We start from the raw sequence: 18,571 nt of genomic DNA, 5'->3' as shown, positions 1-18,571 counted from the left end.
CGGGTGGATAGTGATCCATTTCGGGACCATAGCTGCAAAGAAGCAACGCCGATCCCAACCCAGGAGGTCTCCGCCATGACCGATCTCGTTTTCACTGCAATGCCGGCTAAGGAAGCCGAAGCCTACCGGTCTGGAGCCGCCGACGCCTATGGCAATCCGCCGGAGAAAGCCGTTTCTCCCGGCGGCATGCCCTGCCGCCACTGCCTTTGTCAGATCGGGGAAGGCGAAGGGATGCTGATCCTCGCCTACCGGCCCTTTCCCTCGCTGCAGCCCTATGCGGAAACGGGCCCGGTGTTTGTGCATGCCGACGCCTGTGAGCGCTATCCGCAGACGCAGGCCATTCCGCCGATGCTGGAGAGCCCCGATTATATCGTGCGCGGTTATGGAGCCGATGACCGCATCGTCTACGGCACCGGCGCGGTGACGGCGACAGGCGAGATCGTTTCTCGCGCGCGACACCTTCTGGAGCGCGCGGATGTCGCTTATGTGCATGTGCGCTCCGCCCGCAATAATTGCTATCAGTGCCGTATCGACACAGCATAATCGGCAATTACATGCAATTTTAAGAGAAGAACTAAACGGCTCTCAAGTTTTCCGCGCCATGATGCAGGTATCGGAAACAATTGATTTGAGCAGCAAAATGACAAACAACCTCAATATGGCGACCCGGACCGCGCCCCGCAGCAAGACCAGGATTTTTGCGACCGTGCATTATTTCAGCCAGTCGACCAGAGGGCGTGTGGTCGATCTTTCCGCCACCGGAATGGCGCTCGAGCTGGACGGACCTTTCGCCGCCGCCAAGGGCAGCCGGGTCAAGGTGCAGAGTGAGGATCTGGGCTTCATCGAGGGCGTCGTGCAATGGCAGCACATGAACCGCCTCGGCCTGCAGCTCAAGCTTTCCACCAACACGCTGGCGCAGCTCTCCTCCTATTTCCGCTTCTTCCACGAAGAAGTGAAACCGACCCTCGCCCGCTGATCCTGAGCACGGCAATGCACAGAACGGAGGATGCGTATTCTCCGGTGCGGCGACACCTGCGCCGCACTCCCGCGATAAAAAATTTATCAAACGGTTGAAAACCGGCCCGTCTGTCACGGGCCTGTCATTTTGGTGATGGACTCCTCTGCGATTGCTTCTACCCTGTCATTTTTCAAGACAGAGCAAGCTTCATCCGAAGGAGTTCCCATGTCGTCGCTTCTCGCTCTCCACCCCATTACCCGGCGTTCGCTTCTGGGCGGCATCGCAGCCTCCTCGGCGCTGGTGATGCTGCACCCTTTTGCTGCGCGTGCGGCGGCCAACCAGGCGCATCTGCGCATCATGGAAACGACCGATATCCATGTTCACGTCTTTCCCTATGATTATTACGCCGACAAGCCGAACGACACGATGGGACTGGCGCGCACCGCCTCGATCATAGACACCATCCGCGCCGAAGCCGGAAACTCGATGCTGGTGGACAATGGCGACTTCCTGCAGGGCAACCCGCTCGGCGACTATATCGCCTATGAGCGCGGCATGAAGGCCGGCGACAAGCACCCCGTGATCAACGCCATGAACGTGCTGGGTTACGATTGCGGCACGCTCGGCAACCACGAATTCAATTACGGTCTCGACTATATGTCGAACACGCTGGCGGGTGCGGGTTTCCCTTACGTCTGCGCCAACCTCACCAAGGGCCAGCTTGCTTCCGATCCGAAGAACGACGAGCTGTTCTTCAAGCCCTATGTCATTCTGGAAAAGCAGATCCGCGACGGCGGCGGCGTGACGAGCCCGGTCAAGGTCGGCATCATCGGCTTCGTGCCGCCGCAGATCATGATGTGGGATTCCAAGAACCTCGAAGGCAAGGCGCAGACGCGCGATATCGTCGAGGCGGCGAAAGCCTGGGTTCCGGTCATGAAAGAGGAAGGGGCGGATATCGTCATCGCCCTTTCCCATTCGGGTATCGACGGCAAGGGCCAGACCGAGCGCATGGAAAACGCCTCGCTTTATCTGGCAGGTGTCGAAGGCATCGACGCGATCTTCACCGGCCACCAGCATCTGGTCTTCCCAGGTCCGAAGACCTGGGACGGCATCGAGGGTGCGGATGCCGTCAAGGGCACGCTGATGGGCAAGCCGGCGGTAATGGCCGGTTTCTGGGGCTCGCATATGGGCCTCATCGACCTTCTGCTCGAAAAGGACGGCAAGAGCTGGAAGATCGTCGACTTCACCTCCGAAGCCCGGCCGATCTACCACCGCGACGAAAACCGCAAGGTCGTCGCCGATTTCACCGACAAGGCGGAAGTCCTCGCCGCCGCCAAGGCCGATCACGAGGCGGCCCTTGCCTATGTGCGCCGTCCCGTCGGCAAGACCTCCGCGCCGCTCTATTCCTATTTCGCGCTGGTGGCCGACGATCCTTCCGTGCAGATCGTCTCCAATGCCCAGACCTGGTACATCAAGGACATGCTGAAGGAAGGGCAATATAAGGATTTGCCCGTGCTTTCGGCGGCAGCCCCCTTCAAGTCCGGCGGTCGCGGCGGTGCGGATTATTATACCGATGTCCCCGCCGGTGACATCGCCATCAAGAACGTCGCCGATCTTTACCTCTACCCCAACACGGTGCAGGCGGTGCTGATCAACGGTGCGCAGGTGAAGAACTGGCTGGAAATGTCGGCCGGCATGTTCAACACTGTCGAGGCCGGCGCCAAGGATGCGCCGCTGCTGAATGCGGACTTCCCGTCCTATAATTTCGATGTCATCGACGGCGTGACCTATCAGATCGACATTTCCAAACCGGCGAAATTCGACAAGGACGGCAAGGCGGTCAACCCGGACAGCAACCGCATCGTCAACCTGCAATTTGAAGGCAAGCCGATCGATCCCGAGCAGAAATTCGTGGTGGCGACCAATAATTACCGGGCGAGCGGCGGCGGCAAATTCCCCGATATCGCCGGCGACAAGGTGATCTTCGTGGCCCCCGATACCAACCGCGATGTCATCGTGCGCTATATCATCGATCAGGGCACCATCAACCCGTCTGCGGATGCAAACTGGTCCTTCGCCCCGGTGGCCGATACCACGGCGATCTTCGAAACCGGCCCCAAGGGCCGCCACTATGCGGCCGATATAAAGGGCGCAAAGATCGAGGATGCCGGCGACGGCGCGGAAGGTTTCGCGAAGTTCCGTCTGGTTCTTTAACGATAGAGGCCCGCCCGCCGACTTGTCGTCGGGAGGGCATTTCCCTATTCGCGCCCACCGAGCGCTCGCAGCAGAAGCGGCAGTTCCAATGGCGGTTTCTGCTCGATGCGCCGATAATCGCTGCCGTCACGGTTACGGCGGATGAGCTTCAGGCCGACCATGTCGCGCCTCAGCATGGCCGCATCCCCGAACAGGTGCAGACTATCCAGAAAGCTGCTGAATTCGCGCTCTGAAAAGCTCCGCCCGGCGGGAATTTTCGCCCATAGATACCAGAGGCACAGTTCCTGCTGCGAGCGGCGGGCCGGCCATTGTATCAGCCGGCCGGCAGCGTCGAAGACACGAACGGTCTTCAGCACCCTGCCCTCATTGGCTGCCGGCAGCATCTCTGGCCGGGATGGTCCGCTGTCATCGGATGGCTCGCGCGAGGCTCGCAAGTGTTGGAAATTTCGGAACCCGGCAGCCCGGCTCAGAAGATTGAGCATCTCCACATGGCTTGGCTTTCGGTCCAGCCTGCCGATCTGCTCGCGGACGGATTTGGCGAAAGTCGAGAGGTCGGCGATATCAATGGAAAGGATCGAACGTGGCATGACTTACCCTCAAGTGCCATTCCGAAAAGGTGTCGCTGATCGCCGGCTTCCGACATGGCACGGGATAAGTGCTGTCAAACTTTAAAAATGCAGGTTTAGCTTCCCTTGCGGGACGGCGATGCCTCGGTGAACTGCTGACCGTGATTTAGGTATAGGCAGGCGGCCCGCCCACGTCAATTGGCCTTGCTGGCATAGCGCCGAGGTTGCCGCGCGTTTCGTCTCCCCGCCGGGGAGAAGCCGGCCCCGCTCGGTCCAGATATAATTAGGCAATGTCACTCAGCGGCGACAGAAATGGTCCTCTGCTTGTGCGCCGCAAGCATCCCGTTGAAATCCTTGTGGTTCGGGCAGGCAGAGAGGCGTTGCTGAAATGCTTCGGCAAGCCATTGGCCGGCAGGGCCGGCGGGTGAATCGACCCGCCGCAGCGCAAAGAGCGGATATTCGCCCTGTTCATAGGCCTCGAGTTCAAGCGCCTTGAGGCTGCCATTGGTGATGTCGTTACGGACGATCGATGCGGGCAGGCCGCCCCAACCCAGACCGCCCTTGATGAGCTGGTATTTTGTGGCGATATCGCTGACCCGCCATGTCTTGTAGGAAAGCACATTGAAATCGCGGCCCTTGGTCAGGCCGGATGCATCGGTGACGACAAGCTGAACCTCCTCGCGCACATCGGCAAGGCCCAGCGGCCGCTCGATCTGCGCCAGCGGGTGATCCGACGCGACGACCGGCAACATGAAGGAATGGCCGACCTTTTCGACGACGAGTTCATCGTCCTGGCGCAGCATCGCCCCGCCAATGCCGATACCGGCCTTGCGGGAGAGCACCATCTCCATGACCATGCCCAGCTCGCCGACATTGAGGCTGAGGGTGACGGTTGGGAATTGCTGGCGAAAATCCCGCAGCACGGCCACCATGGCCTCCGCCGGCACCATGGTGCTGATGGCGACCGAGAGTTCCGCCTCAAGCCCCTGCTTCAGTCCCTTGGCGCGGGCGCGCATCTCCTGCAGGCCGGCGACGATGCGCCTTGCATCCTCCAGCATGGCGCGGCCTTCATCCGTCAGCTTCGGCTGGCGCACGCCGCTGCGCTCGAACAGCGTCACTTCAAGCTGCGCCTCGAGATTGGCGATGGTGTAGCTGACCACCGACTGGGCGCGATTGAGCGCCCGTGACGCGGCGGAAAAACTGCCGGTCTCGGCAACCGTCAAAAATACCTGCAATTGATCGAGCGTCGGGTTCGCGTCCATGTCCCATCCATTTCATCGATAGATTGCTTCCACATTATCACAGTTTTCTTGATGGCAGTAATTTTTCATATAGAGCGCAAAGGAAGGGCATCGTGCTCTCCCGCCCTCCCAAGGCGCCCGTCAATTCATCGCATATGCAAGGAAAGACCATGTCCAACATTCTTCTCATCACCTCCAGCCCGCGTGGCGACGAATCGGTTTCGAACAAGTTTGCCGGTGAACTCGCAAACAAGCTGAAGGCCAAGTCGGCTTCCAACACCCTTGTCCACCGCGATCTCGCTGCTGACCCGATCCCGCATCTCGACACCGTCAAGACCGCCGCCATCCGCAAGGCGCCCGACCAGCGCACCGCCGAAGAAGCGGTTGCCGCCGATTATTCCGACAAGCTGGTGACCGAGCTTCTGGCCGCCGACACCGTCGTCATCGGCACCGGCCTCATCAATTTCAACATTTATTCCGGCCTGAAGTCGTGGATCGACAATGTCGCCCGCGCCGGTCAGACCTTCAAATACACCGAAACCGGCCCGGTCGGCCTCGCCACCGGCAAGAAGGTCTATATCGTTCTGGCCGCTGCCGGCGTTTACTCCGAAGGCCCAGCGGTCTCGATGAACCATGCCGTTCCTTACCTGAAGACCGTTCTCGGCTTCATGGGCATGACGGATGTGGAAGTCATCTATGTCGAAGGCCTGGCATTCGGTCCCGAAGCCGTCGAAAAGGCTGTGGCCGCCGCTGAAGCCAAGGTTGCCGAGCTGGCGCAGGCCGCCTGAGGCCATTGAATGTCTGGGCGATGCCGGCCAGGATTGCCGGTATCAGCCGACCCACATTCCGTAACGGCCGTGGACCTGGTCCCGGCCGTTATTTTTTGCCGCATAGAGCCGCGCATCGGCCTCCGACAAGAGCGCGCGGAAAAGCTGTCCATCCTCGAAAGCGGTGGCGACGCCGATACTGACGGTCAGCGGCGAACCGTCCGGCCGCTGCAGGTCCGCAAGGATCGCGGCCCGGAGACTGTCCGAAAATGCCAGCGCCGTTTCATGCGTCATCGCCGGCAGGAGCGCCACGAATTCCTCGCCGCCGAAGCGGTAGAGATGTCCCAGCGGCTGCACGGCGCGCTTCAGGACGGCGGCGAATTCCCGCAGGATCTCATCGCCCTGCAGGTGCCCGAACGTATCGTTGACGGTCTTGAAATGATCGATATCGACAATCAGCACGCTGACCGGCCGCTTTTTCTCAAGGCATTCCACGACGACCGAGGGCGCATCGAGCTCCATGCGGGCGCGGTCCGACACGCCGGTCAGCATATCGCGTCCGGAGCGGGACAGAAGCTCCTCGTAACGTTCCCTGAAAGTGAGATCGTTGAAGACATCGGCAACGCTGCGGCGTGTCAGAAAGCGGCCCTTGGCCGATGTCAGCCAGAGATAAGTGGCAAACAGCAGCGAATAGATGCCGACTGCCGCCATCTTCGCCTTCCAGCCATCGTAAAAGACATCGAGAGGTGCGTTGAACAACAATCGCAGCGCCCCATAAAAACCTGCCTGATCGAAGCTCAGGATAACAACGCCGCAGATCGCGAAGCGCAGCACGATATGGCGCTGCAGATAACGCCCCAGCTTTTCGTAAAACAGGATGATGGCGATGGCGTCGATATAAAGCAGGCTGGTTCCCCAGACCATCAGCACGCCCATCTCATCCAGAAATGCGGTGCTGACCGATTGCCCGGGAACGATCGCCACCGTCTGGTGGAAACGGATGATCTGCGCCATGGCGACTGTCACTATATTGCCGAGAAACAGGCCGTAGATCGGCTGTCGAACGACCGCCGCGTCCTCCCGCATATAGAGCATGAGGATCATCATCAGCTTGCCGGCAAAAAGGATCGAGGAGCCGGGCGACGCCACACCGAAAGGCAGCTGCACGTAAAAGACGGCCGCCAGATAGGTTTCCAGAAAATGCATGACGCCCAGCGCGGTGAGAAAGACACCGATGCCGAGAATATGCCGGTAATGAAGGAATGCCGTCATTACCGAAAAATAGACGATGGCCTCCGTCAGAAAGAGGGCCAGATTTGCCCATTGCATCGGCACATGCCCTATCGATCCATATCGCGCGGGTTGATTGGCGCGACTCCATGCCCTCTAGAGACGATAGGCCGAAGCAAACAACGGAATCTTAATATCCGCGGCAAGAATGCGTCATCATTTTCCTGGGAAAAGCGAAGCGCCGTTCTGGTCGATGATGAGCTTTGCCTTGCGGATCGTGAACTCCACCGCATCGTCCATGCTGGTGAAGACGTCGGCGCGCACGAATTCATGCACCAGCACTTCATCGCCGGCCTTTTTTTCGATGCGGCCCGCCAGGCGGAACTGGCCGCCTTCCTTGATCGGCGTCGCATAGATCAGATAGTCGCCATGCGCATGCGGCTCCGCCTGGGCGACCTTCTGCGGCGCGTCGGAGGACGGCTGGCCGGAGCCGAAGGCCGAGAGGATTTTGGAAAAAAACGATGCCATGGCTTTCACTCCCTCAATCTATGTCACGTTTGAAGGGCGGAGGCGATCCGCCCTTCCCTGCCTCTTCCGATCAGATGATCAGGTTCGACAGGATGTCGTTTTCGGTGATGTCTTCATAACCGAGGCCGGCCGCTTCGAAGCGTTCCAGCAGGCCGGCGAAGTTTTCCTTCGCGCTGGTTTCGATGCCGATCAGGATCGAACCGAAATTGCGGGCCGATTTCTTCAGATATTCGAAACGGGCGATATCGTCATCCGGGCCGAGCAGGTTGAGGAAATCGCGCAGCGCGCCAGGGCGCTGCGGCAGGCGCAGAATGAAGTATTTCTTCACGCCCGTATAACGCATGGCGCGTTCCTTCACATCCGGAAGGCGCTCGAAATCGAAATTGCCGCCGGAAACCACGGCGATGACCGTCTTGCCTTCCAGCCTCTCGCGGCCGAGCTTTTCCAGCGCGGCAATCGCCAGCGCACCGGCCGGCTCCAGCACCACGCCTTCGAGGTTCAGCATCTCGATGATCGTCACGCAGATGGCGTTTTCCGGGATGAGCATGACCTGCTCGGCCGGAAAATCCTTCAGGGCCTTGAAGTTCAGGTCGCCGATGCGGGCGACGGCGGCGCCGTCGACGAAATTGTCGACCTTGGTGAGCGTCACCGGTTCGCCGCGTTCGAGGCTTTTCTTCAGGCTCGGCGCCCCTTCCGGCTCGCAGAACACGAAGTTCTCCTTGCGGACCGTGCCGGCGAGAAAGCCCGAAAGACCGGCAGAAAGACCGCCGCCGCCAACGGGCATGACGACGATATCCGGCTTCGTGCCTTCCGGAAGCTGATCCATGATTTCGGCAGCGACGGTCGCCTGACCTTCGATGATGTCCTCATGATCGAAAGGCGGCACCATGTAGCCGTCATTGTCCTCAACATATTTGCGGGCAGCGGCGTAACACTGGTCGAATATATCGCCCACCAGACGGATGCTGATGAATTCGCCGCCGAAGATGCGGGTCTTTTCGATCTTCTGTTGCGGTGTCGTCACCGGCATGAAAACAACGCCGTGAACACCGAAATGACGGCAGGCGAAAGCAAAGCCCTGCGCATGGTTGCCGGCCGAAGCACAGACGAAGACCTTGCCCTTGCCGGCCTTGGCCACCGCCTTGCGCAGGAAGTTGAATGCGCCTCTAATCTTGTAGGAACGAACCGGGGACAGATCCTCACGCTTCAGCCAAATCGACGCGCCATACCGACGGCTGAGATGTTCATTCAACTGCAACGGCGTTTCGGGGAATATTTCCCGCACTTCTCGCCGCGCTGCTTCCACAAGCTGCTTGTCCACGATAGTCAATCCATTGAAATTCATAATGGCACCCGCTATGCCATAGGAAGACGTCCGAGACAAAGACTCATTTCAGCGCGGCAACAAACTCCGGGTTTCATTTCTTGAACAGCAACCTTCTGCGCTCGGTCATATATGTGGCGTCCATCTTCGGGCTTTACATGGCGACGGCCATGTTTGTGCCGGCGCTCACCGATCTATATTACGGCAATGATGACTGGATGGTGTTTGCGCTGTCGGGTTTCATGTGCGGGGGCTTTGCGCTTGCCTGCGCGCTGGCGACGCGCGGGCCGATTGCGGCCTTCAACAAACGTTTCGGCTTTCTGCTCGTCAACCTGCTCTGGCTGGTCTTTTCCATTGTCGGCGCGGTTCCGTTTTATCTGTCCGAACTCGATCTGACGCTTGCCCAGGCCCTTTTCGAATCCATTTCCGCCATTACGACAACGGGATCGACCGTCATTGCCGGTCTCGACAATGCACCGCAGGGTATCCTTCTGTGGCGTTCGCTGCTGTGCTGGCTCGGCGGTATCGGTATCGTCGCGCTCGGCCTCTTCATCCTGCCGCTGCTGCGCGTCGGCGGCATGACCTTCTTCCGTATGGAATCCTCCGATACCGGCAACGATCGGCCTTTCGCACGGCTGGCGAGCTTCACCCGGGCTTTCGTGGGCATCTATATCATCATGACACTGGCCTGCACGGTCGCATACGATTTTGCCGGCATGTCGCATTTCGATGCGCTGAACCATGCCATGTCGACGATCGCGACCGGCGGTTTCTCCACCCATGACGCCTCTTTCGCCTATTTCGACAACACGGCGCTCTTGTGGATCGCCACCATCTTCCTGATCTTCGGCAGCCTGCCCTTCTCGGTCATGATCCTGCTTGCGGTGCGCCGCCGGCTGGAGACGCTGCGCGACCCGCAGATCGCCGTCTTTCTCGGCTATCTCTGCGCGATTTCCATCGCTGTCGGCGTCTATCATCATCTGAGGAACGGCGTGCCGCTGGACGATGCGCTCAGCCACTCCTTCTTCAATATGACCTCGATCCTTTCGACCGGTGGATTTGCCAGCGACGACTATACGCTCTGGGGGCCTTTCGTCATCATCGTCGCCTTTTTCGCAACCTTCATGGGCGGCTGCTCCGGCTCCACCGCCGGCGGCATCAAGGCATATCGCTTTCTCATCATGTTCAATGCGGTGCGGGCGGGGCTGAAGAAGCTGATCTATCCGAACGCGGTCTATTCGGTGCGTTACGGCCAGCAGGTTGTCGATCCCGATACGATCAGGACGGTCTTCCTGTTCGTCAGCTGTTTCATCGCGCTTTGGATCGCCGGCAGCCTTGCCATAAGCCTGATGGGTTATGATTTCCTCACAGCCACATCGGCGGTGGCGACCTCGCTCGCCAATGTCGGGCCCGGCATCGGCCCGATCATCGGACCGGCGGGCAATTTCTCCACCATCAGCGATCCCGCGCTTTATGTCCTGTCGGTCCTGATGCTGCTCGGACGTCTGGAAATCCTGACGGTTCTGGTGCTGCTGATGCCGATCTTCTGGCGCAGCTGATGTCATGGCACACTTGTTGAGCGCCCGCGAATAAAGCGCTTGACCTTCCCACGTTGGAATAGTCCAGGCTCCTCCTGTTAGAATTCCAAACCATGGAGAACCGCCTATGTGCACCGCTCACCAGCATCACGCCGAAACCACCACGGCACCGGTTGATGCAGACCTTTCTTTTCACGTTGAAGACATGACCTGCGGTCACTGCGCCGGAGTGATCAAGGGCGCGATCGAAAAGACCGTTCCCGGCGCTGCCGTGCATGCCGATCCGGCAAGCCGCACGGTTGTGGTTGGCGGCGTCTCCGATGCGGCACGTATTGCCGAAATCATCACCGCTGCAGGCTATACGCCGGAAGCGCGCGCCTGATCCGAAGAGATACCGGCGGCGCTTCATCCCTGCGGCCGCCGGATCGCCCCACCTGCCCCGCTTCACGCTGAATTATGTGACGGGTTTTGGACGGCATCCGTCCCTCTTTCCTCCCCGATGGCGAACGCCCTCTCCCTTTCAATCAGGGATAACGGAGGAGATTTTTCCCAGTTTAATGAAGCGAATCATCACATGCCGTCACACCGGCCTTGTGAACCTGTCTGTTCCCCTCCTCCGTCATTCCGGCCTTGAGCCGGAATCCAGCCGACGTGAGTCTGTACGGCGGGAAGACTCCTTTAAGCCCAAGGACTTGGGCTGGCTGGATTCCGGCTCAGGGCCGGAATGACGGAGGAGAGGTTCAAGGGCCTCATCACAAAAAAGACCCGGCTCTTGCGAGCCGGGTCCCTCTCAATCAGCACCATCACACCAACTTACTTCGTTGCCAGATCCTTGGTCATGACAAAATAGTTCAGCGGATGCGGCTTGTAGTTTTCGAGCTTGGCCGAATAGGCGTCGAACACGGTCTCGTGGATGAGGAAGACGGAGACGGCTTCGTCATAAATCTTCTTCGCCGCTTCGCCGTAAATGGCGTAACGCTTGACGGGTTCACCCGCCGAATAGGCGGATTTGATCAGCTTGTCCGTCTCCGCATTGCAATAATGCGAGATGTTGTAACTGCCGCCACAGGTATAGTCGGCATTCAGGAAACCGGCCGGTTCGGCGACATCGGTGGCGTAACCGCGAGACAGCAGCGCCATGTCGAAGTTGCCGGCCAGCATATCGGGCTCGATGGCGCTGTAATCGGCAACGCGGACATCGACCTTGATGCCGATTTCCTGCAACTGCGCCTGGATGATCGCCGCGACGTCCTTGAGTTCGGTCTTTGCGGTATAGGCAAGGAGCGTCACCTTCAGGCTGCCGGGTGCAACGCCCGCCTCTTTCAGCAGATCCTTGGCTTTTTCCACGTCATAGGCGGGTTTAGTTTCCTTTGCAGCCCACGGTTCGCCGGCCGCAAAAGGCATGGTCGCGCCCTTGACCACGCCTTCATAGATACTCTCGGCGATGCCACCCGTATCGATGGCGGCCTGGATCGCCTGGCGCACCTTGATATTGTTGAAAGGCGGCTTTGAATTGTTCAGCAGCAACTCGGTGATACGCGGCGATGGGATTGGCGCGACCTTGACGCCATCGGTGGATTCGATGGTCTTGACCGTCCATGGCGGCACGAGCCGCGAAACCTGCGCTTCCCCGGTTCGGACCTGGGTGGCGCGTGTGTCGGCATCGGGCACAAAATTGACACGGCCGCCGGAAAGTTTCGGCATGCCGCCCCAATAGTCGTGATTGGCCGTCAGAACCATATGCTGGCTGGGATCGACCTCGGTGATCTTGAAAGGTCCGGTGCAGGTTCCGATGGGATCGACCTTACCGTCCTTATAGGCGGATGGAGCAAGGATGGAGGTGGCGGGGCTTGCCATCTGCGCCGGCAGCAGCACAGAGGGTTCGATCGTCGTGATCTTCACCACATCATCGCCGCCAGCTTCAACGGCGGCAATCAGCTTCGGAGAGAAGGCACGGGCGGGCACGGGTGCTTTTAAGAGATTGCTGAGTGCATTGACCGCGGCCTTGGCATCGAGCGGTTCGCCGTTCTGGAACTTGACTCCCTTGCGCAGCTTGAATTCCCACACCTTGGGATCAGTCTGCTTCCAGGACTCGGCAAGGCTTGGCTCCAGCTTCATGTCATAACCGACACGCACCAGGCTTTCGAAACAACCCGCACGCGAGCCGAGATAGGCGTCGTCGGAAGCCATCTGCCAGCCGGTCTTCACACCGAAATTATCGTCATAGGTAATCGTGGCGGCCTCTGCCGCATGCGTTCCAAACGAAACCACAATGGCGCATGACGCCAAAAGTGCGTGCTTCATCATAGAATATTCCCCTTTTATTTTTGATGACAACGCTCACAATTCGTATATTTTCACGAAATTTCACTCAATCATTACAAAGGCAATAATAATACCCTATGGATATCTCTCGATTATCCATTCGAATATTATCTATTTTACGTTTTGTACTCGGAATTTTATTCCGATATTAATCCGCAAACACACAATTCATCTGTTTTTACGGCAACAGAAAACTGTAACTGCGTTGTCCGTCAGCCCCATTCCCGCCAGCGATGGCAGCGCGCGAAATGCTCGCCGGAAACGCCTTCCAGAACGGGTTCCACCTCGCCGCATATCTCGGTCGCATATTTGCAGCGGGTATGGAATTTGCAGCCGTTCGGAGGATTGAGAGGGCTCGGCAGATCGCCGTCCAGAAGCATCTCCGGTGCATATAACCCCGTCTCGTCCAGCATCGAAGATGCTATGAGAGCCTTGGTATAGGGATGCTTCGGCGCCCGAAAAAGTTCCTCCCGGTCGGCGATTTCAACGACGCGTCCGAGATACATCACGGCGATGCGATCGCAGAGATAACGCACCACGCGCAGATCGTGGGAAATCATCAGAACTGTCAAACCGTGACGGCGCTTCATGTCCATCAGAAGGTTCAGGATCTGCGTGCGCATCGAGGCGTCGAGCGCCGATGTCGGCTCGTCGCAGACAAGGAAGCTCGGATTGAGAAGCAGGGCGCGGCCGATGACGACGCGCTGCAACTGTCCGCCGGAACACTGGCTCGGATACCGATCGTAAAAAGAGCCGTCGAGGCCGACCTCTTCCAGCATCCGGAAAACCCGGGCCGTGCGCTCCTCGCGCGTGCCGATGCCATGCTGGGCAAGCGGCGCTTCCATGCTCTGGCCGATACGCATGCGCGGATCGAGTGCGGAATAAGGGTCCTGAAACACCAGTTGCACGACCCGGCGCATGCGCCGCAGCGCCTCGCCCTGCATGTGCAGCATATCGTTCTGCCCGATGCTGACCTCGCCTTTCGTTGCGTGGGTCAGCCGCGTAATCAGCCCGGCAACCGTGCTTTTGCCGCATCCGGATTCACCGACGAGACCAAGCACTTCCCCCTCGCCGATGGTCAGGGAAACATCGTCGACGGATTTCACCACACGGTGACCGAAGCCCGATATGGGATAATATTTGCAAAGGTTCTTCGCGACCACGAAGGGTCGCTTGCCGTTTTCCGCCGATGGCGGGGTCTGTGTCGTCGCTGTCGCTAGCATCGTCGCCCTCCCTCAGCAGACCGTGTGACTGGCATGATCGTGACCGGCATGATCGTGGTTGGCATGGTCGTGGCCGACCGCCCAGCACCGCGCCTTGCGCCCTTCGGGCAAGGCATTCAGATCCGGTTCCGAGGCCATGCAGCGGCCGCTCATACCTGCCGAATTGGCAAGCGCGCAGCGCGGATGAAACCGGCATCCACAGGACATGTCATGGGCCTGCGCACTGGAGCCGGGGATCGTCAGCAACTGTCCTTCGCTGTCGGTGGTCAACAGCGAACAGCTGATGAGCGCCTTGGTATAGGGGTGCTGCGGCGCCTTGAGGATTGCCTGGGTCGGCCCCTCCTCCACGATGCGGCCGGCATACATGACCGCGATCCGGTCGGCGAAGGCGGCTACGACCGAGAGATCGTGGGTGATGAGCAGCGTGGCAAGCCGGCGCTTGCGGCGTTCGTCGTCGAGCAGGCGCAGGATTTGTGCCTGGACGGTGACATCAAGCGCCGTCGTCGGTTCGTCGGCGATCAGAAGCTGCGGATTGCCGGAAAGTGCGGCCGCAATCATTACACGTTGCGCCATGCCGCCGGAAAGCTCATGCGCGAAGCATTGCGCCCGCGCCGACGGATCGGGAATGCCGACGTCCGACAGGAGACCTACGACCCGGTTAAGTGCGGCGTGCCGGCTCATTTTACGATGAATCCAGAGCGGCTCCGCCACCTGCGTCCTCACCCGGCTGGTCGGGTCGAGCATGGCCTGCGGCTGCTGGAACAGCATGCTGATATCGGCGCCGCGCAGCGCATCGAGTTCGGAAGATGAAAGAGCGAGAATATCGCGCCCGGCAAAGGAAATACGGCCGGAATTGATTTCCGCGCCCTGCGGCAAAAGCCGCATCAGCGACAGCGCCGTCATGCTCTTGCCCGACCCGGATTCGCCGACGAGAGCGACGACTTCTCCGGCGTTGACGGAAAGCGTCAGGCCCGAAATAACAAACTTGCGGCCATTTTGCGCCGGCACGGAAACGTGCAGGTCCTCTATCTCCAGAAGCGGTGCGCATTCAGGGGACATGGCCGTATTGGCAAGCGTTTGTCCTTCGATATTCATAAGAGTTCCCCTTATTTTTATTGAATCGGAGGCATTGCGTATTCTTCATGCGGCTTCAGACGATATTACTCTCCTTCCGGTTCCGTTGCGTCATCTATGTTTGACAATCGTCAAATCGACCATTGCCCGTTGGCAGGCATCAATGACCGTTGGTTTTTTTCGTTTCCAGGTTCAGGCCATGGCCGATCCACGTCACGCTGAGCGCCGCCAGGAAAATCGCCAGACCCGGTGCGATGACGAGAACGGGCATCCGTTCCGCGTAAGCCTGCGCATCGGCCAGCATCAGCGCCCAGTCGGCGGCCGGCGGCTGTACGCCAAGGCCCAGAAACGACAATCCGCCCACCGTGATCAGCTTGTGGCCAAAGCGCAGGAACGCCACGGCCGCGATGGGCCAGATCGTGTTGGGAATGATATGCCGGAAGATGATGAAGCGCCGTGTGCAGCCGAGCACCTCTGCCGCGCGGATATATTCGCGGGAATTGATCGATAGCGTCAGCCCCCGCGCCAGCCGCGCAAAAGGTGTCCAGCCAACGATGGTCAGCGACGCGATCAGCGTGCCATATCCCGGACCGAAAATGGCGACGAGGAAAATCGCGATCACCACGTCCGGTATGGCGATGAGCAGGTCCACGATGCGCATCAGCACTTCGTCGAGGATGCCACGGCTGCGGCCGCTGATGATGCCGATGAAGGTTCCGATCACCACCGACAGAATGACGGTGATGGCGGCAATCGTGACCGTGAAGCGGCCGCCGATCAACAGCCGGCTCAAGACATCGCGCCCGAGATGGTCCGTCCCAAGCCAATAGGCGGCGCTCGGCGCATTCAGCCTGAGCCGAAGGCTCTGCTTTGCCGGATCGTAGGGCGAAATCCACGGTGCGATCACCAGCAGCAGGATGATGACGAGAAAAATCGCCGATCCCGCATAGAAAGTCCAGTGCCGGCGGCGGATGAAATCCGTGAACCGGGCGAGGTTCGAAGGGCGCTTGGGCGTGGTCATCGGCATGGCGGCGGCAGACGCGCTCGGGAAGTGGCTAATGGTCATGGTGAGCTCGCATTGCTGGATTGATCAGGACATAAAAGCTGTCGGCCAGGGTATTGATCAGGATGGAGAGCGCCACGATGCAGATGAAACCGCCCTGCAGCATCGGAATGTCGCGATTGACCACGGCGTCGTAGAGAAGCCGGCCCATGCCGGGAATGGCGAAGATCACTTCCACGACCACCGATCCGCCAAGCAGGCCGGCAAGCCACAGGGCGAAGAAGGTGACCACCGGCAGCGAGCCGTTACGGATGCCATGGCGCATGACCGTGCCATGCATGCCGAGACCGCGGCTGCGGGCCGCCGTGATATAGGGCGCGCGCAGCACCTCGGCCATTGCCGCGCGCGTCACCTGGGTGAAATAGGCGAGCGGCCGCAGCGTCAGGGTAAGCGCGGGAAGCACCAGCGAACGCCAGCTATCCCATCCGGCCGAGGGCAACCAGCCGAGATAGAGCGCGAAGACCAGCGCCGACATGGGCGCAAACCAGTATTCGGGCGTTGCAACGAAGGTCTGGATCATCAGCGTCGCGAAATTGTCCAGCCGACCGCCCGGCCGCATGGCGGCCAGAGTGCCGAGCGGCAGGGCAACGGCCACCGCGACCGCCAGCGCCGTCAGCGCCAGCGTCACCGACACCCAGAGCGACCGCAAAAGCTCGGCGGAGACCGGCTGGCTGCTGGTGAAGGAAAATCCGAGATCGCCCCGCAGCGCGCCCGACAACCATGCGAAATATTGCACATAGAGCGGGCGGTCCAGTCCGAGGCTGACCCTGAGCGCCTCGACCGCATGCGGATCGAGAGCCGTATCGCGCATGCGCGACATGAGAATGGTGCGGGCCGGATCGCCGCCCGCCATATAGGGCAAAAGAAACGCGATGACGGACACGATCGCCAGCATCAGGCACAGAATAAGGAAGCGCTGTATTATCTGTATCCACATGGCTTGGTCTCCTTCACCACAATTGGCGTCTGCACTGCAATCCACGCCCGTTTCCCAAAGGAAAACGGCCGCTTATTTCACCGGGCGCTGTAGATCCATCACCGGACCGGAGGTGCCCTTCAGCATTCCGGTGCGCTTGGGCACGATGGCCACGGTCGTAAAATCGATATCCTCGGCATGGGCGAGATCATGGATGATCGGGCAATCCGGCTCACCGTTGTCAGGGCAATAGGTTGCGAGGTTTCGCAGCGTGTCGGCCATCTCGCGAAGCGTATGCATCTTCGCTTCCAGATCGACGACATGTTCCATGACGATGCGTTTGACATCGCAGGAGGCGCCGCCCGGATCGCGCCAGAGCGTCATGAGCTGCCTGATCTTTTCGATGGAAAAGCCGAGATCGCGTCCGCGCCGGATGAAACGCAGCGTTTCCAGATCATTGGCCGTATAGACCCTGTATCCCGACTCCGTGCGGTTTGCCGATTTGATCAGGCCGATTGTCTCGTAGTGCCTGATCATCTTCGCAGAAACACCGGATGCGGTGGCGGCTGTGCCAATATTCATCGATCCTGCTCCTATCTTTCCGGGGTGAAAAACACGTCTGCATGAATGTCGGCGGTGCGCATGCCGCGCGCCAGAAGCTGCGGCACCGTCGCCTCGATCATGGCCGGCGGGCCTGCAATATAGGCTTTCCAGCCATCGAGATCGTCGAAATCATCCGCCACGGCCGCACCGACATAACCGCACCGGATATCGGCATGTTCCTCATGCGAGAGAACCGGAACGAAACTCAGGTTGCCATGCCGCGCGGCAAGATCGCCGAAGCGGTCGAGCATATAGAGATCACGCTCGGCGCGCGCGCCGAAATAGACATGAACCGGTCGTTCGCGGCCCGTTGCGAGCGCCGCCTCGACAACGGCCTTGACGGGAGCGAGCCCCGAACCGCCGGCAATGCCGAGGATCGGCCCGCAATGTTTTTCCCGCAGGAACGAAGAGCCGAAAGGCCCGACTATCGTGACGGGGTCACCCGCGCTGGCGAGCGAGAAGATGCGGCTGCTCGTCATGCCGCCGGGAACATGCCGGATGTGGAATTCAATCAGTTCCTCATCCACCCTGCTGGCAATGGAATAATCGCGCGGCGAACAGTCGGGATAAAGCAGGCGCACATATTGTCCGGGTTTGAAGGTAAACCGCCCGCGATCGTCAAGCCGGATGCGGATGAGCTTGATATCATGCGTCGCGTCCACCGCCTCCGCAACCACGCCCTCAAAGCGGCCGGTCGGAATATCGGCGATCTCATCCGCCCCGTCGAGCCAGCTGATCGTCATGTCGCTCAGCGGCACGGCACGGCAGGCGAGCGTCAGGCCATCGGCTTTATCCTCTTCGGTCAAGGAGAAGGGCGTATGCTTGAGAAGATCGATTTCGCCGGAAATGAGATGAGACTTGCAGGCGCCGCAGCGGCCCATGCGACAGCCATGCGGATAAGTAACCCCTGCCGCCAGTGCGGCCTGAAGCACGGTCTCACCCTGCGCCGCCATGATGCTGCGTCCGATCTGCGGCAGATAGATTGTGTTGCCAGGCGTCAT

18 protein-coding genes are annotated in these 18,571 nt (G+C 59.7%); 6 read left to right on the top strand and 12 right to left on the bottom strand.

The features are described 5' to 3' along the window. Window positions 1-75 precede the first annotated feature (75 nt). The 3 genes from CFBP4996_RS04400 (at window position 76) to CFBP4996_RS04390 (ending at window position 3,172) form a co-directional block, all read left to right on the top strand. Window positions 76-543: a DUF1203 domain-containing protein gene (locus CFBP4996_RS04400; protein WP_080852255.1), complete on the top strand. Its 468-nt coding sequence runs from the start codon at window positions 76-78 to the stop codon at window positions 541-543. 97 nt (window positions 544-640) lie between these two features. Beyond that, window positions 641-976, top strand: coding sequence for a PilZ domain-containing protein (locus tag CFBP4996_RS04395; RefSeq protein WP_003502271.1), 336 nt, complete (start codon window positions 641-643; stop codon window positions 974-976). A 207-nt stretch (window positions 977-1,183) separates the two neighbouring features. Next, window positions 1,184-3,172, top strand: coding sequence for a bifunctional 2',3'-cyclic-nucleotide 2'-phosphodiesterase/3'-nucleotidase (locus CFBP4996_RS04390; protein WP_059752563.1), 1,989 nt, complete (start codon window positions 1,184-1,186; stop codon window positions 3,170-3,172). Window positions 3,173-3,216: 44 nt separating this feature from the next. On the opposite strand, the gene CFBP4996_RS04385 is transcribed toward CFBP4996_RS04390, so the two are convergent. Next, entirely contained in the window at window positions 3,217-3,759 is a 543-nt protein-coding gene (locus CFBP4996_RS04385; RefSeq protein WP_080852257.1) for a DUF2087 domain-containing protein, read from the bottom strand. 272 nt (window positions 3,760-4,031) lie between these two features. Next, window positions 4,032-5,000, bottom strand: a complete 969-nt coding sequence (locus CFBP4996_RS04380; protein WP_080852258.1) for a LysR family transcriptional regulator — start codon at window positions 4,998-5,000, stop codon at window positions 4,032-4,034. 149 nt (window positions 5,001-5,149) lie between these two features. Between CFBP4996_RS04380 and CFBP4996_RS04375 the strand changes: the two genes are divergently transcribed. Then, window positions 5,150-5,767 carry an FMN-dependent NADH-azoreductase gene (locus CFBP4996_RS04375; protein WP_003521585.1) on the top strand — a complete coding sequence of 206 codons (618 nt, stop codon included), beginning with the start codon at window positions 5,150-5,152 and terminating at the stop codon, window positions 5,765-5,767. Window positions 5,768-5,809: 42 nt separating this feature from the next. On the opposite strand, the gene CFBP4996_RS04370 is transcribed toward CFBP4996_RS04375, so the two are convergent. The 3 genes from CFBP4996_RS04370 to ilvA form a co-directional block, all read right to left on the bottom strand. Further along, the gene (locus tag CFBP4996_RS04370; RefSeq protein ID WP_020811124.1) at window positions 5,810-7,075 is read right to left on the bottom strand and encodes a GGDEF domain-containing protein; all 1,266 of its coding nucleotides are present in this window, start codon (window positions 7,073-7,075) and stop codon (window positions 5,810-5,812) included. A 117-nt stretch (window positions 7,076-7,192) separates the two neighbouring features. Continuing rightward, window positions 7,193-7,504: an HlyU family transcriptional regulator gene (locus CFBP4996_RS04365; protein WP_065654027.1), complete on the bottom strand. Its 312-nt coding sequence runs from the start codon at window positions 7,502-7,504 to the stop codon at window positions 7,193-7,195. Window positions 7,505-7,574: 70 nt separating this feature from the next. Continuing rightward, on the bottom strand, window positions 7,575-8,849 hold the full coding sequence (ilvA, locus tag CFBP4996_RS04360) for a threonine ammonia-lyase (RefSeq protein ID WP_080852259.1): 1,275 nt from the start codon (window positions 8,847-8,849) through the stop codon (window positions 7,575-7,577). 80 nt (window positions 8,850-8,929) lie between these two features. On the opposite strand from ilvA, the gene CFBP4996_RS04355 reads away from it, so the two are divergent. Both CFBP4996_RS04355 and CFBP4996_RS04350 read left to right on the top strand, forming a co-directional pair. After that, the gene (locus CFBP4996_RS04355) at window positions 8,930-10,387 is read left to right on the top strand and encodes a TrkH family potassium uptake protein (protein WP_170988561.1); all 1,458 of its coding nucleotides are present in this window, start codon (window positions 8,930-8,932) and stop codon (window positions 10,385-10,387) included. Window positions 10,388-10,493: 106 nt separating this feature from the next. After that, entirely contained in the window at window positions 10,494-10,748 is a 255-nt protein-coding gene (locus CFBP4996_RS04350; protein WP_003521591.1) for a heavy-metal-associated domain-containing protein, read from the top strand. Window positions 10,749-11,179: 431 nt separating this feature from the next. Here CFBP4996_RS04350 and CFBP4996_RS04345 read toward each other — a convergent pair whose 3' ends face one another. The 7 genes from CFBP4996_RS04345 to CFBP4996_RS04315 form a co-directional block, all read right to left on the bottom strand. After that, the gene (locus CFBP4996_RS04345) at window positions 11,180-12,673 is read right to left on the bottom strand and encodes an ABC transporter substrate-binding protein (protein WP_080852260.1); all 1,494 of its coding nucleotides are present in this window, start codon (window positions 12,671-12,673) and stop codon (window positions 11,180-11,182) included. 230 nt (window positions 12,674-12,903) lie between these two features. Continuing rightward, window positions 12,904-13,914 (bottom strand): ABC transporter ATP-binding protein, encoded by a 1,011-nt coding sequence (locus tag CFBP4996_RS04340; RefSeq protein WP_003520823.1) that lies wholly within the window; start codon window positions 13,912-13,914, stop codon window positions 12,904-12,906. A 12-nt stretch (window positions 13,915-13,926) separates the two neighbouring features. Further along, a complete protein-coding gene (locus tag CFBP4996_RS04335; RefSeq protein ID WP_080852262.1) occupies window positions 13,927-15,009 on the bottom strand; it encodes an ABC transporter ATP-binding protein in 1,083 nt (360 codons plus the stop codon). A gap of 139 nt (window positions 15,010-15,148) precedes the next feature. Next, on the bottom strand, window positions 15,149-16,054 hold the full coding sequence (locus tag CFBP4996_RS04330) for an ABC transporter permease (RefSeq protein WP_020810437.1): 906 nt from the start codon (window positions 16,052-16,054) through the stop codon (window positions 15,149-15,151). Then, window positions 16,044-16,988 (bottom strand): ABC transporter permease, encoded by a 945-nt coding sequence (locus CFBP4996_RS04325; protein WP_080852263.1) that lies wholly within the window; start codon window positions 16,986-16,988, stop codon window positions 16,044-16,046. Before CFBP4996_RS04325 ends, CFBP4996_RS04330 begins: the two co-directional genes overlap by 11 nt. Window positions 16,989-17,060: 72 nt before the next feature. Further along, entirely contained in the window at window positions 17,061-17,549 is a 489-nt protein-coding gene (cueR, locus tag CFBP4996_RS04320) for a Cu(I)-responsive transcriptional regulator (RefSeq protein ID WP_003520818.1), read from the bottom strand. A gap of 11 nt (window positions 17,550-17,560) precedes the next feature. Continuing rightward, a complete protein-coding gene (locus CFBP4996_RS04315; RefSeq protein WP_080853185.1) occupies window positions 17,561-18,571 on the bottom strand; it encodes a 2Fe-2S iron-sulfur cluster-binding protein in 1,011 nt (336 codons plus the stop codon).

Source organism: Agrobacterium leguminum, from assembly GCF_005144435.2.
In the GTDB taxonomy this organism is placed as follows: Bacteria; Pseudomonadota; Alphaproteobacteria; order Rhizobiales; family Rhizobiaceae; genus Agrobacterium; species Agrobacterium leguminum.
This window is presented reverse-complemented; position numbering and strand designations above follow the sequence as displayed.

Bases quoted from the DNA above. Each gene is read 5' to 3' on its own strand.
- CFBP4996_RS04400 (WP_080852255.1), top strand. From the start codon at position 76: ATGACCGATCTCGTTTTCACTGCAATGCCGGCTAAGGAAGCCGAAGCC.
- CFBP4996_RS04395 (WP_003502271.1), top strand. From the start codon at position 641: ATGACAAACAACCTCAATATGGCGACCCGGACCGCGCCCCGCAGCAAG.
- CFBP4996_RS04390 (WP_059752563.1), top strand. From the start codon at position 1,184: ATGTCGTCGCTTCTCGCTCTCCACCCCATTACCCGGCGTTCGCTTCTG.
- CFBP4996_RS04385 (WP_080852257.1), bottom strand. From the start codon at position 3,759: ATGCCACGTTCGATCCTTTCCATTGATATCGCCGACCTCTCGACTTTC.
- CFBP4996_RS04380 (WP_080852258.1), bottom strand. From the start codon at position 5,000: ATGGACGCGAACCCGACGCTCGATCAATTGCAGGTATTTTTGACGGTT.
- CFBP4996_RS04375 (WP_003521585.1), top strand. From the start codon at position 5,150: ATGTCCAACATTCTTCTCATCACCTCCAGCCCGCGTGGCGACGAATCG.
- CFBP4996_RS04370 (WP_020811124.1), bottom strand. From the start codon at position 7,075: ATGCAATGGGCAAATCTGGCCCTCTTTCTGACGGAGGCCATCGTCTAT.
- CFBP4996_RS04365 (WP_065654027.1), bottom strand. From the start codon at position 7,504: ATGGCATCGTTTTTTTCCAAAATCCTCTCGGCCTTCGGCTCCGGCCAG.
- ilvA (WP_080852259.1), bottom strand. From the start codon at position 8,849: ATGAATTTCAATGGATTGACTATCGTGGACAAGCAGCTTGTGGAAGCA.
- CFBP4996_RS04350 (WP_003521591.1), top strand. From the start codon at position 10,494: ATGTGCACCGCTCACCAGCATCACGCCGAAACCACCACGGCACCGGTT.
- CFBP4996_RS04345 (WP_080852260.1), bottom strand. From the start codon at position 12,673: ATGATGAAGCACGCACTTTTGGCGTCATGCGCCATTGTGGTTTCGTTT.
- CFBP4996_RS04340 (WP_003520823.1), bottom strand. From the start codon at position 13,914: ATGCTAGCGACAGCGACGACACAGACCCCGCCATCGGCGGAAAACGGC.
- CFBP4996_RS04335 (WP_080852262.1), bottom strand. From the start codon at position 15,009: ATGAATATCGAAGGACAAACGCTTGCCAATACGGCCATGTCCCCTGAA.
- CFBP4996_RS04330 (WP_020810437.1), bottom strand. From the start codon at position 16,054: ATGACCATTAGCCACTTCCCGAGCGCGTCTGCCGCCGCCATGCCGATG.
- CFBP4996_RS04325 (WP_080852263.1), bottom strand. From the start codon at position 16,988: ATGTGGATACAGATAATACAGCGCTTCCTTATTCTGTGCCTGATGCTG.
- cueR (WP_003520818.1), bottom strand. From the start codon at position 17,549: ATGAATATTGGCACAGCCGCCACCGCATCCGGTGTTTCTGCGAAGATG.
- CFBP4996_RS04315 (WP_080853185.1), bottom strand. From the start codon at position 18,571: ATGACGCCTGGCAACACAATCTATCTGCCGCAGATCGGACGCAGCATC.